This is a genomic window from Acinetobacter sp. COS3 (genome assembly GCF_000475335.1).
GTDB classification, from domain to species: domain Bacteria; phylum Pseudomonadota; class Gammaproteobacteria; order Pseudomonadales; family Moraxellaceae; genus Acinetobacter; species Acinetobacter venetianus.
Genome location: NZ_AXCD01000067.1, coordinates 89,062 through 101,356, shown reverse-complemented (window position 1 = coordinate 101,356; position 12,295 = coordinate 89,062). Strand labels below are relative to the sequence as shown.

The window sequence follows — 12,295 nt, the reverse complement described above, 5'->3', positions numbered from 1 at the left end:
TAGTCTGTAAATCAGAAGATTAACACCATTAAAAGAATAAAATTTATACAAAATTTAAGCGTGATTCACCATTTCTTCAGACAGCACTCACGAGTAGATGTCATCCATTTTTTCATCAAAGATTCATACGAACACTTTATTTTTAAAAACAATCTTATACCAGATGATAAAAATATGACTCTGCAAACAATATTCAAAACAAAAGCATTATGTTTAATGCTTTTAGCTTTAACGGCATGCAACGACAATAACGATGATAATAGCAATCAACCACCTGTTACTGAACGCCAAAATCAAAGCATTAACATTCTTGCATTCAATGACTTTCATGGAAACTTAGAACCACCGAAACGCTATATTGAAGCAGAAGATCCAACAGATACCAGTAAATCAGTACGAATCCCTGTGGGTGGGGTAAGTTATTTTGCCGATGCAATAAATAAACTCCGTGCTAAATATCCAAATAATGCTGTCGTTTCTGCTGGTGATTTAATTAGTGCTTCCCCGCTCACCTCATCACTATTCCTAGACGAACCAACCATTGAAACCATGAATGATATTCATATTGATTTTAATGCCGTGGGGAATCATGAATTTGACCGTGGTACAGATGAATTACGTCGTTTACAAAATGGTGGATGTGAGCAATATACCAGTGCTAAACCATGTCAAATCAACCCAAACTTTGAGGGTGCAAAATTCAACTTTTTGGCTGCCAACGTTTCGATGAAAGCAGACCCAAGTAAAACATTATTTCCTGCATATAAAGTCAAAACCTATGGTGGCATTCCAGTTGCCTTTATCGGTATGACCTTAAAAGCAACACCAAGCATTGTCTCTGCTGCGGGTATTAAAGATGTTGATTTTCATGATGAAGCAGATACAGTCAATGCTTTAGTTCCCGAGTTAAAAAAACAAGGTATTGAAGCCATTGTCGTTGTGGTGCATGAAGGGGTTGCACCAAGTACCAAGTTTAATAGCAAAACCTGTGATGGATTAAGTGGGCCACTATTGGGAATTTTAGATCGCTTAGATCCAGCTGTTGATGTTGTTGTGTCTGGTCACACACATCAGTCTTATATTTGCGATTACGCAACCAAAAATCCGCAAAAACCATTTTTACTCACTTCCGCTGGTCAATACGGTACAGCAATTACCAATATTCAACTGGAATTGGATGGAAAAACAGGCGATGTGATCAAAAAAGATGCCTCTCAAGTTCCTGTTCAAAGTGAAGCGTATACCTCTGGTTCAAATACGGTAAATTTGACTAATCTTTATGAAAAATTCAATAAGACGCCGAGCATCGAAGCCATACTTGATAAATATCGCCAAGCAGTAACGACTATCTCTGCTCGCGTTGTTGGTACTGCGAACAGTGTAATTAGCCGTACTGCAACTGAAAGTGGCGAAAGTGCATTAGGGAATCTGATTGCGGATGCACAACAAGCCGCTGCGTTAGCTGCAAGTGATCAAGGTTCTGATTTCACCTTAATGAATCCAGGCGGTGTACGTGCTGACCTACTCATTAACACCAATAATCAAATCACATTCGGCGACGTATTTACGGTACAACCATTTGGTAATTCCTTAGTGACTTTAAGCCTTACGGGCAAACAAATTCGTGATGTATTAGAGCAACAATGGTCTGGCGCAAATGCAGCAACTGTCCGCATCTTGCAACCATCGAAAGAGTTTAGTTATTCATACAACAAAGATAGTTCTGTATCACCGCGTGCAAGTCTTGTCATGGTCGCAGGACAACCACTTATTGATACGAAAGTTTATCGTGTGACTGTAAATAGCTTCCTTGCCGATGGCGGTGATAACTTTACTGTTCTAAAAGATGGTAAGAACCCAATTGGTGGCGGTCAAGATATTGATGCATTGGAAAAATATGTTACTCAAAACTCTCCGCTTACGATACCAAATACCAATCGAATCAAGTTAGTTCAATAAAATAGTGAGTAAAAAAAGGGAAGCTTTTGCTTCCCTTTTTTATTGAGCTTTTAACCTATGGTGAGATAAGTATTTTCCCAAATGGTCGGGTTAAACTCACCTTGAACCAACTGGATATAACGACCTGCTACATGATCGATAGCAATACAATCATCTACATCAACGACACGGTCTGTATGCGGTTTATGCCAGTGTTGCTCGATATATTGCTTACCGAGCTGTTTTGCATTTGTTGAATCTGTAGCCACAACAAGATGATAGCTATGTAACTCACCAAAAATTTTCGGGACATATCCACCCAAGTTGATCAAATACAATTTTTCATCCGAAACTGACGGCGCTGCATCAGAAAAATGTATTTGGTACTTCACACCTTGTGATTGCACACCTGTAAACTGTGCCCAAGCATCAATATGCAGTCCTTTCAACTCACCAAACCAAGCTTGTTTTAACTGTGGCATGATTTCAGGTAGTGTTTCACCTATTGCCATTACTACATCATGAACTTCAGTATTGGCTTTTGCATGTCGGCCACCCAACATCACCATAAACAAACTTGGCATTGTGAAAACTTACATCTCAACCATTTCAACACCATCAATACGCGCAACTGTCATTAAATCTTTATCACCACGACCTGAAACGGTTGCAATGATGATTTGATCTTTAGACATGGTTGGCGCAAGTTTAGTGACATAAGCCATGGCATGAGAGCTTTCAAGTGCAGGAATAATCCCTTCAATTTTAGTGAGATCACGGAAACCTTGTAGCGCTTCGTCATCATTGATTGGCACATATTCAACACGTTTCATATCTTTCAAGAAACTATGTTCGGGACCAACACCTGGATAGTCTAGGCCTGCCGAAATACTATGTGTTTCAATGATCTGGCCTTGCTCATCCGACATCAAGTAGGTACGGTTACCATGTAATACGCCGACATGACCTGCATTTAATGGCGCAGAGTGTTTACCAGTTTCAATGCCGTAACCCGCTGCTTCAACACCATACATTTTCACATCTTGATCATTCAAGAATGGATAGAACAAGCCCATCGCATTTGAACCACCACCAACACAAGCAACCAATGCGTCAGGTAAACGACCTGCTTGCTCTTGAATTTGACGGCGTGCTTCACGACCAATAATCGACTGGAAGTCACGAACAAGCTGAGGATATGGATGTGGTCCAGCAACAGTACCGATCACATAGTAAGTGCTATCAACATTGGTGACCCAGTCACGCATTGCTTCGTTCATGGCATCTTTCAATGTTTTTGAACCACTTTGTACAGGAACAACTGTCGCACCAAGCAGACGCATACGATATACATTCATCGCTTGACGTTTTACGTCTTCAGCGCCCATGTATACCACGCACTCCATACCCAAACGTGCTGCAATGGTTGCTGTCGCCACACCATGCTGACCTGCACCTGTTTCAGCAATGATACGCTTCTTACCTGATAGCTTTGCCAATAATGCCTGACCAATCGTGTTATTCACTTTGTGTGAACCCGTGTGATTCAAGTCTTCACGTTTCAGGTAAATTTGCGCACCGCCGAGGTGCTGAGACCATCGTTCAGCATAATAAAGTGGACTAGGACGACCAACATAGAACGCAAGATCACGATCAAACTCTGCCAAAAACTGAGCATCATTTTTCATACGACCATAAAGATTTTCTAAATCTTCAAGTGCAGCCATTAGCGTTTCTGACACAAAACGTCCACCATGAATACCGAAATGCCCTTGAGCATCTGGAAACTGGGTGTAGTCAATCACGTTATTTTGCTGATCCACGTTGGACTCCTTGCATAAATTTTTCAATGAGTTGTTGGTCTTTTATACCTTTTGCGGACTCTACGCCTCCGCTGACATCTACAGCAAAAGCAGCTGTAGTATCAATAGCTTCACTCACATTTTCAGGTGTTAAGCCACCTGCCAAAATTAGTGGAACTTCAAGTTGAGGAAATTTGTTCCAATCAAAGCGATGGCCTGTTCCACCCTTTAACTCAGGATGCCATGCATCTAACAATACCGCACTGGCACCAGCCGCTTGATAGCGTTGAACTTCTGCCACTACATCTAAATCAGATTTCACTTGAATTGCTTTATACCAACGACGTTTACATGATTCTGCGATCTGCTGACATTGTTCAGGTGTTTCATCACCATGTAGTTGTAATACATCCAACGGAACTGAATCAAGCACCGTTTTTATTTCTTCAGCACTAGCATTTACAAACAAGCCCACCAATTGCACATAAGGCGGAATATGTTTTGCCAACGATTGCGCTTGCCCAACAGTGACATGGCGAGGACTAGGCGGGAAAAATACAAAACCGATTGCATCTGCGCCTGCCTGCACCACAGCTTGAATATCTTGTGCTCGAGTTATTCCACAAATCTTGGCGCGAGTTCGCATTTGAGATTGGCGCATGATGTGTCCAATTTAAAATGAATATTTTGAAACCATCGCATTGTAATGCAATTTGACTCACTTGGGGCAAAGTTCATTTCGAAATGCGATTGTTTAAAAAACGTTAACACTTTATACTTCGCCCAATATCGCAACAAGTCTAAAGCAAATTCTTTTGCTTATAGGGAAGTTGGTGAAAATCCAACACTGCCCTCGCAACGGTAACACCGAATTATTAATCAAGCTCAACGCCAAATCACTGCGTCGGATCGATGTGGGAAGATGATTAATAGCATCATCATTGTGATGATATAGTGAAGTCCGGAGACCTGCTTGTTGTTCATTTCCACATTAACATTCACGATGGGTGAATGTCTGGAGCGACATCATGTCTACAGTTTTTCAACCAACTCGTTTAGTTGGTGCTATCGCTATTGCGATGGGGTTTGCTTCACCTGCTTTTGCTCAAGATCAATCAACAGAAAAAACAGCAACGCTTGATACGATTGTTGTGACAGCATCTCGTAGTGAACAGAAAATCAGCGAAGTTCCAGCGCGTATCAATATTATTGAACCAAAGATTCTTGAACAATCGCCAATTGCTTCTTTACCACAACTATTAGAAACCGATGCTTCAATCAACATGGTACAAAGCGGCGGTTATGGTCAATCAGCTTCTATTTTTTTACGCGGAACTAACTCTAACCATACATTGCTGTTAAGAGATGGGGTTCGTCTTAACTCAAATACATCTGGTGCAGCATCATTACCATTTATTGATACAACTGATATTAAACAAATTGAAGTCTTAAAAGGCCCAGCATCAGTTCTATATGGTGCAGATGCAATTGGTGGTGTAGTACAGCTTATCTCAAAAACTCCAGAAAAAACTTCAGCATTCATAACTGGGGAAATTGGCGAAAATAAAACGTATAAGTCAGTTGTTGGCGCAGATCTCGCTGAAAATGGTTTTTATGCTCAAATTCGTGGACAACGCTTAGAAACTGACGGTACACCAGTCACTGATGCAAAAGACAATAAAAAAGCCAGTTTTGATCAAAAAGGCTATAGCGCAAAAATCGGTGTTGAAAAAGAGCTATTTGCAGCTTCTGTCGATTATAGTGAAAACGAAGGCTATAGTGACTATGACAACTACGGCAACCTCGTTTCTCAAGACTTTAAAAATGAAGTGATCAACGTAAAAGGTCGAGCAAATGTTCTTGATAATCTAGCTATCCATGCTCGTTTATCGCAGTTCAAAGATGATTTAAATCAGAATAACTCTCCAGACTACGTTTATAGTACTACACAAGAAGCTGAGCTTTATACCAAATGGCAAATGACGCCTGCTCAGAATATTTTAGTGGGTTCAACATATAAAGATATCAAAGGTGATGTGTACTCTAAAAATCTTTGGGGTGGCCAAGACGTTAAATATAAAGAATCAGTAGATACGATTGGTTACTTCGCGCAGCACCAATACAAAAGTAATGGTTTAGAAACGCAAGTTGGCGTTCGTGTTGAAGATAATGAAAAGTTTGGTACACATACTGTTGGTCAAGGTGCTATTCGCTATCAAGTTCTACCACTTACAAGCGTTTATGCAAATATTGGCTCTGCATTCCGCGCACCGACTACAAATGACTTATATGCTATTTCATGGGGTGGAAATCCAGACCTTAAGCCTGAAGAAAGCTTTTCTTACGAAATTGGTGTCGATCAAAAGCTAAATTACAATATCAACCTTGGTTTATCTATTTACCGAAATAAAGTTGATAACCTTATCAGCTATCAAGGAAATAAATTAATCAACGTAAATAAAGCGACGTTTACAGGCGGGGAAGCATCCCTCAAATGGCAACAAGATGAACTCTTTTTAAGTACAACTTATGCTTATGTACAAGCAAAAGATGATGAAACCAAAAAAGATCTAAACCGCCGCCCACGCCAAAGCTTAACGCTTACAACAGGTTGGGATGATGGTGAGTATGGTGTTTCAGCTTCTGTAGTTGCTAAATCAAATTCAAAAGACTTTGCTGATTGGCCGTCTACTACACCGACAACCAATCCTGGTTACGTGACAACCAATGTAAATATTTATTGGCAGCCGATTCCAATGATCAAGCTGTTTGCAAATATTGAAAACATTGGGGATGTAAACTATAAAACAGCCTATAACGGTAATGGTGTGTATTACATCAACGGTGGTCGTCAAGCTTCTGCTGGCGTAACTTTCCGTTATTAATCGCGCAAACAAATAACAAAAATATTTTCTTAACTCCATTTTCGGGGTAATGTTTTGACCGACATTATCCCCTTTTTATTTTTAGGAAACCCAATGGGACATCGTTTAAGCAAAATCTATACACGTACAGGTGATTCAGGCACTACTGGTCTTGGAGATGGTTCTCGTGTAGCCAAAGATGATTTGCGTATTACCGCCTTGGGTGACGTTGATGAACTTAATGCAACTATTGGCGTATTAAGAGCACAAATCAGCGCATCTCAAATTGAAAATAAAACCGATTGGGATAAAAGTCTAAGCCTAATTCAACATTGGTTATTTGATCTTGGTGGTGAAGTGTGTATTCCAAACTATCACCTGCTCCAACCTGTCTGTATCGAGTTTCTTGAAAAAGAAATCGATCAAATGAATGAATCTTTGCCAATGCTCAAAGAATTTATATTACCGTCAGGAAGCTTGGCTTGTAGTTATGCTCATCAAGCACGTGCCGTATGCCGCCGCGCCGAACGCGCATTAATGTCTGTACAGAATCGAGACCAAAATATTCAAGCAACCGCATTACAATTATTGAATCGTTTATCAGACTGGTTATTTGTTGCTTCACGTGCTTTACAACGTGCCGAAGGCGGTAGTGAAGTTCTGTGGCAAAAAAATATTAATGACAGCATTGACGCACAATAAGCTAAAAGGCAGATAACGAATGCAAATTATTGGTCATCGTGGTGCACGGGGTGAAGCTCCCGAAAATACGTTAGGTGGCTTTCGTTACCTGCATGATTTAGGCATACGTGCAGTTGAGTTTGATGTACGCCAACTCAAAGATGACCAATTGGTTGTGATTCATGATGATGATTTTGTTCGTACCACGGGCAGATCACAACATGTTGAAAGCTGTAATTTACTTGAAGCACAACAATTCGATCATCGCCATCAATGGCATGCGTGGGCATTTGAAGAATACACCCCTAATCTTCCCCACGTTTTAGATTGCTTAACTGACTTTGAGCATATCGAAGTTGAAGTGAAAGCTGTCTCCGATGAGGCTGCTGCCGAACGCCTAATTCACCAAGTACAACAAGACCTCAAAAGCTTTGAAAAAACAGCAACGATTACCAGTTTTGATATCAAAATTTTAGCTGCTCTCGCCCAACAACAAAGCCATTTTAAACGAGGTTTGCTGATCGAAATACCAGTCGGAGAATATGCAATTGAACTTGCACATCAATATGGCTGTTGTCGAATCGGATGGAAAGATCAACTCGCTACAGATGACATCATTCGCCAAACTCAGCAAGCCAATTTAGAGATCAGCGTATGGACTGTGAATGATGTTGATCGAGCCAAACATCTCCAACAACTCGGTATCCAAGGTTTAATTACAGATGTTCCGACAACGATGTTACAACACCTTCAGTTATAAGTAAGGCAGAACAAATTCTGCCTTTCTTTTTACTTTTTACGCTGTGCTTGTATTAATCTCTGCCCTTTAGCATCTAACAAATATAAATTTGTTCCATCAAATTGGAAGCGTGTAACACGTTGTATTGCATCCATAAGATCCGCCTCTTGAGCTAAAGCCTTATTACAACTGTAATGCCCCGCCATGACATCAAAATCAAGCTTTCTTTGAGCAAAGTCATAGGTGTAACGTCCATAAAGGTTATTACATCCCGTATGCCCAGAAACCAATTTTGATACCGAATTCAAAGTAAAACTCGGATATTGATTAAAGAACAAAGCCCGCTTGTTTTGAATCATGGTAATTTGCCAATCGACATCTTGAACGCCATCAGTACTTTTACGTACTTGCATACTCGGTAACTGAGTTACTCGTTTGGGTTGTAAGGTATTTTTTTGCACTTTTGATGGCTGGCTTTGACAAGCCGCAAGCATCACAACAGTAGATAATATGAAAGTTTTGTTAAAAAATGCCTTCTTGGAGAAAATAGGATTTTTCACGGTAAATTGCTCAGACATTGATTTATTTCACCTTTTAATTCATTGATCAAGCTAACAAATGAATTCTGTTACTGTTCTTTCGATACAACTGTACAATAATACTAGTGCTAATGAATCCGAGCATGCTAATATCAGTGATAACATAGCAATATATCGTCATGATTGGTTTTGCTATCTCGTTTAGTTTTATTATCTTGTGCAAACAAGGATATTAGGAGCGCTGCCGGATATGAATTCCGCCCCACTCAAGAAAGCACCTATTAATTGGATTGCAATTTTTGCGTTGGTATTTCTACCAATTGTTGCACTAATTTCTATTCCAATCTATACCTATCATCATGACTTCAGTATGGGCGCATGGATTAGCATGTTTGTCTTACTGGGTATAAGCAGTTTAGGTATTACTGCAGGCTATCACCGCTTATGGGCACATCGTGCTTATGAAGCAGCTTTACCTCTTAAAATTTTATTGATGATCGCAGGTACATTTGCGGTTCAAAACAGCATTCTGTTTTGGGCTTCTGGTCACCGTACACATCACCGTCATGTTGATGACGTCGACCAAGATCCTTATTCAATTAATAATGGTTTTTGGTACGCGCATATGGGTTGGATGTTACGTAACTACCCAGCCGCTGAACCAAACTATAAAAATGCACCAGACTTGTTAAATGACAAGTTAGTGATGTTCCAAGATAAATATTACGTTCCACTCGTCATTGCTGTCCATGCAGGTATTTTGTTACCTATTGGTTGGCTTGTAGGCGATATCTGGGGCGTATTACTTCTAGGTGGTTTGGTTCGCTTATTCATCAGCCATCATGTGACTTTTTTCATCAACTCGCTTTGCCACATGTGGGGCAAACGTCCATATACAGATGAAAATACGGCGCGTGATAACTTTATTCTCGCCATCCTCACCTGGGGCGAGGGTTATCATAATTACCACCACATTTTCCAATACGACTATCGTAATGGGGTAAAATGGTGGCAATATGACCCAACAAAATGGTTAATTTGGACGAGTTCTAAGCTCGGTCTAGCTAAAAACTTACGTCGTATTCCAAGCTTTAATATTAAAAAAGCCGAACTTGCAATGAAGTTTAAATATGCTGAACAAGATTTGGCAATTTATGGGCACGATGTAAATACTGACATCGTTCAAATGAAGCAACGTATTGCGCAAGAATATGAAGCATTTACCCATACCTTAAATGATTGGGCGAAATTGAAAGAGCAAGAAATCCAAGCGAAAAAAGCAGCTGTAGCTGAGAAAATTCATCAAATGGATCATAAACTGAAAGTTGATTTCCAATTGCTTGAACACAGACTTGCTCATCATCGTGAGTGCTTAGAAACATTGATGCGTAATATTAAAAAAGCACCTGTTTCTGAATAAACTCAATATAAAAAAAAGGTCTCACAACGAGGCCTTTTTTATGTCTACTGATACATATTTGCTATCACGGACTTCATCGCTGCTCAGCTTAAAATTTGTTATAGTCAACACATTCCCCTCCCAAGATATTTCAGTTATGCAATTCAATCCTCGCTACAACGCTCTGAATCCCAAGCTTTATCATCTACAGCAACCCAGCCCTTTGCGTGGTGCAAAAGCAGGTCATTTCAATGAAGCTTTGGCGGATGAGTTGCAATGGAGTGAAGAAGACAAAGCGAACTGGGTTGAAATTTGTAGTGGGCAAAAAACCTTTGCTGAATTTCCACCGTTAGCGATGGTTTATGCAGGACATCAATTTGGGCAATGGGCAGGACAACTGGGCGATGGTCGCGGCCTATTGATTGGACAAATCCTCAATACGCAAGGTCAAACGATTGATCTTCATCTTAAAGGTGCGGGTTCTACTCCCTACTCGCGTATGGGGGATGGGCGTGCTGTACTACGCTCAGTGATTCGTGAATATCTGGCAGGTCATGCACTCAATGCACTTGGCGTTGCATCAAGTCATGCCATCGGATTTACATCTTCAAGTCAAGGCGTACAGCGTGAAACCTTAGAACTCGGCGCCATGCTATTACGTACTTCAGATTGTCATATTCGCTTAGGGCATTTTGAATGGATTAACCAATATGCACCTGAGCTATTGGCCGAATTTACTCAGGAATGCATTGAATGGCATTATCCAGCATGTTTAGAAGCTGAAAATCCAGTACTTGCATTTGCTCAAGCTGTAATTGATCGGACTGCAATTATGATTGCAAAATGGCAATTGGTCGGTTTTGCACATGGTGTGATGAATACAGATAACTTAAATATTACAGGTTCTACTTTAGATTTTGGCCCTTATGGTTTTATGGAGCGTTTCCGACCTAATTGGATCAACAATCATTCAGACTACCAAGGTCGTTATACCTATCAAAATCAGCCAAGTGTGGGCCACTGGAATCTGTGGACTTGGTTAAACAATCTCATTCCTTTGGCTGAAGCTGAACAAAAAGAACAATTCAAACTTGATTTAGCAAAATGTTTAGAACAGTTCGAACCTATTTTTTTAGAACATTATGGACAAGGTTTATGTCAAAAGATGGGGCTTCCTCATTTTCATAAGGATAGCTTAGATTGCAGTTTTTCATTCTTGCGAATCTTGCAAACAGAACAACTCGACTACACTCAGAGCTTTCTTCGTTTACAAAACCAAGAATATAAAGCACTTCGTGATGATTGCATAGATTTACGTCAATTTGATGGGTTTATGCATCAATATCAACAGATTCGTGAACATCAAGATACTGTCGCATTAGACCAAGCCATGCAACAAGCCAATCCACATTATATTTTACGTAATCACATGGCGCAAAAAGCAATTGAACAAGCCGAACGTGGGGATTTCAGTGAGGTTGAACGTTTATTCCAGTTGCTTAATCAACCCTATACTCGACAACTAGAGTTGGAAACTGAACAGGACACTGCACCATTACCAAGTGATATACCTGAAGTTTCTGTAAGTTGCTCATCCTAAGTTACGAGGATCAATATGAAATTAGGGCTTTTTGTTGCAACTATCATCATTGTCATCTTGGGCGGATTTACTTTTTATAAGTATGAAAAGTTTATTCCAACTTTTGTATCAAAACATCAAGCCCTTTCAGCCCAAGAAATAGAAAGCTTAAACAAAACCAAACCAGTCACCACGATTGAGGTGTTTAAAGATCAAAGATTATTACAACTGAAACATCAACAAGAAGTTATCCGAAGCTATCCTATTCGCTTAGGCTTTGATCCAAATGGGCACAAACAATTTGAAGGTGATGGTAAAACACCTGAAGGAACGTATACGATTGATTGGCGTAACTCAGAAAGTGCATTCTACAAGTCACTGCATATCTCCTACCCCAACGCAAATGATGCGGCTTATGCCAAACAACATAATCAATCTGCAGGTGGCGATGTGATGATTCATGGCACTGTCCCAAAGCAAGCAACCTCATTCCCAAGTAGCGCTTCATATATGCCGCGCAAGGATTGGACATTAGGCTGTATTGCTGTTACAAATTCGGATATGGATGAAATTTGGCAACTCGTTAAGAACAATACGCCTATCATCATTCATCCATAATCCTAAAGAAATAATATCTGTCTACTGGGGATGAACCGCTTTATTAAACCGTATAAGGCTTATGCAGAGGATAACTTCCAAGGTATGTAGATGTCTTCAACAGCCCTTTTCACTTACCATAAGCTTTTGTAAAGTA

11 protein-coding genes and 1 riboswitch are annotated in these 12,295 nt (G+C 40.1%); of the genes, 7 read left to right on the top strand and 4 right to left on the bottom strand.

Annotated elements, in window-relative coordinates:
- Positions 1-174 precede the first annotated feature (174 nt).
- Positions 175-1,959 carry a bifunctional metallophosphatase/5'-nucleotidase gene (locus tag IO68_RS30970; protein WP_023014092.1) on the top strand — a complete coding sequence of 595 codons (1,785 nt, stop codon included), beginning with the start codon at positions 175-177 and terminating at the stop codon, positions 1,957-1,959.
- A gap of 50 nt (positions 1,960-2,009) precedes the next feature.
- On the opposite strand, the gene IO68_RS30965 is transcribed toward IO68_RS30970, so the two are convergent.
- The 3 genes from IO68_RS30965 to IO68_RS30955 are packed head-to-tail and all read right to left on the bottom strand — an operon-like array spanning position 2,010 to position 4,401.
- Positions 2,010-2,522 carry a DUF1543 domain-containing protein gene (locus IO68_RS30965; RefSeq protein ID WP_023014091.1) on the bottom strand — a complete coding sequence of 171 codons (513 nt, stop codon included), beginning with the start codon at positions 2,520-2,522 and terminating at the stop codon, positions 2,010-2,012.
- Between the two features lie 9 nt (positions 2,523-2,531).
- The gene (trpB, locus tag IO68_RS30960; RefSeq protein WP_004877265.1) at positions 2,532-3,761 is read right to left on the bottom strand and encodes a tryptophan synthase subunit beta; all 1,230 of its coding nucleotides are present in this window, start codon (positions 3,759-3,761) and stop codon (positions 2,532-2,534) included.
- Positions 3,745-4,401, bottom strand: coding sequence for a phosphoribosylanthranilate isomerase (locus IO68_RS30955; RefSeq protein ID WP_023014090.1), 657 nt, complete (start codon positions 4,399-4,401; stop codon positions 3,745-3,747). Before IO68_RS30955 ends, trpB begins: the two co-directional genes overlap by 17 nt.
- Before the next feature lie 118 nt (positions 4,402-4,519).
- A riboswitch (cobalamin riboswitch) is annotated at positions 4,520-4,732 on the top strand.
- Positions 4,733-4,768: 36 nt separating this feature from the next.
- Here IO68_RS30955 and IO68_RS30950 point away from each other — a divergent pair.
- From IO68_RS30950 to IO68_RS30940, 3 genes are all read left to right on the top strand, one after another.
- Positions 4,769-6,625 carry a TonB-dependent receptor plug domain-containing protein gene (locus tag IO68_RS30950; protein WP_023014089.1) on the top strand — a complete coding sequence of 619 codons (1,857 nt, stop codon included), beginning with the start codon at positions 4,769-4,771 and terminating at the stop codon, positions 6,623-6,625.
- 93 nt (positions 6,626-6,718) lie between these two features.
- Positions 6,719-7,306, top strand: a complete 588-nt coding sequence (locus IO68_RS30945; protein WP_023014088.1) for a cob(I)yrinic acid a,c-diamide adenosyltransferase — start codon at positions 6,719-6,721, stop codon at positions 7,304-7,306.
- Positions 7,307-7,325: 19 nt separating this feature from the next.
- A complete protein-coding gene (locus IO68_RS30940; RefSeq protein WP_023014087.1) occupies positions 7,326-8,045 on the top strand; it encodes a glycerophosphodiester phosphodiesterase in 720 nt (239 codons plus the stop codon).
- A 29-nt stretch (positions 8,046-8,074) separates the two neighbouring features.
- Here the strand turns inward: IO68_RS30940 and IO68_RS30935 are convergent, their stop codons facing one another.
- A complete protein-coding gene (locus IO68_RS30935) occupies positions 8,075-8,602 on the bottom strand; it encodes an META domain-containing protein (protein ID WP_023014086.1) in 528 nt (175 codons plus the stop codon).
- Positions 8,603-8,813: 211 nt separating this feature from the next.
- Between IO68_RS30935 and IO68_RS30930 the strand changes: the two genes are divergently transcribed.
- The 3 genes from IO68_RS30930 (at position 8,814) to IO68_RS30920 (ending at position 12,159) form a co-directional block, all read left to right on the top strand.
- Positions 8,814-9,983, top strand: coding sequence for an acyl-CoA desaturase (locus IO68_RS30930; RefSeq protein ID WP_004877277.1), 1,170 nt, complete (start codon positions 8,814-8,816; stop codon positions 9,981-9,983).
- A 136-nt stretch (positions 9,984-10,119) separates the two neighbouring features.
- Entirely contained in the window at positions 10,120-11,562 is a 1,443-nt protein-coding gene (locus IO68_RS30925) for a protein adenylyltransferase SelO (RefSeq protein ID WP_023014085.1), read from the top strand.
- A gap of 15 nt (positions 11,563-11,577) precedes the next feature.
- On the top strand, positions 11,578-12,159 hold the full coding sequence (locus tag IO68_RS30920) for a L,D-transpeptidase family protein (protein ID WP_023014084.1): 582 nt from the start codon (positions 11,578-11,580) through the stop codon (positions 12,157-12,159).
- Positions 12,160-12,295 lie beyond the last annotated feature (136 nt).

Excerpts from the sequence above, each read along its gene's own strand:
- IO68_RS30970 (WP_023014092.1), top strand. The coding sequence starts at position 175 with ATGACTCTGCAAACAATATTCAAAACAAAAGCATTATGTTTAATGCTT.
- IO68_RS30965 (WP_023014091.1), bottom strand. The coding sequence starts at position 2,522 with ATGCCAAGTTTGTTTATGGTGATGTTGGGTGGCCGACATGCAAAAGCC.
- IO68_RS30955 (WP_023014090.1), bottom strand. The coding sequence starts at position 4,401 with ATGCGCCAATCTCAAATGCGAACTCGCGCCAAGATTTGTGGAATAACT.
- IO68_RS30950 (WP_023014089.1), top strand. The coding sequence starts at position 4,769 with ATGTCTACAGTTTTTCAACCAACTCGTTTAGTTGGTGCTATCGCTATT.
- IO68_RS30945 (WP_023014088.1), top strand. The coding sequence starts at position 6,719 with ATGGGACATCGTTTAAGCAAAATCTATACACGTACAGGTGATTCAGGC.
- IO68_RS30940 (WP_023014087.1), top strand. The coding sequence starts at position 7,326 with ATGCAAATTATTGGTCATCGTGGTGCACGGGGTGAAGCTCCCGAAAAT.
- IO68_RS30935 (WP_023014086.1), bottom strand. The coding sequence starts at position 8,602 with ATGTCTGAGCAATTTACCGTGAAAAATCCTATTTTCTCCAAGAAGGCA.
- IO68_RS30930 (WP_004877277.1), top strand. The coding sequence starts at position 8,814 with ATGAATTCCGCCCCACTCAAGAAAGCACCTATTAATTGGATTGCAATT.
- IO68_RS30925 (WP_023014085.1), top strand. The coding sequence starts at position 10,120 with ATGCAATTCAATCCTCGCTACAACGCTCTGAATCCCAAGCTTTATCAT.
- IO68_RS30920 (WP_023014084.1), top strand. The coding sequence starts at position 11,578 with ATGAAATTAGGGCTTTTTGTTGCAACTATCATCATTGTCATCTTGGGC.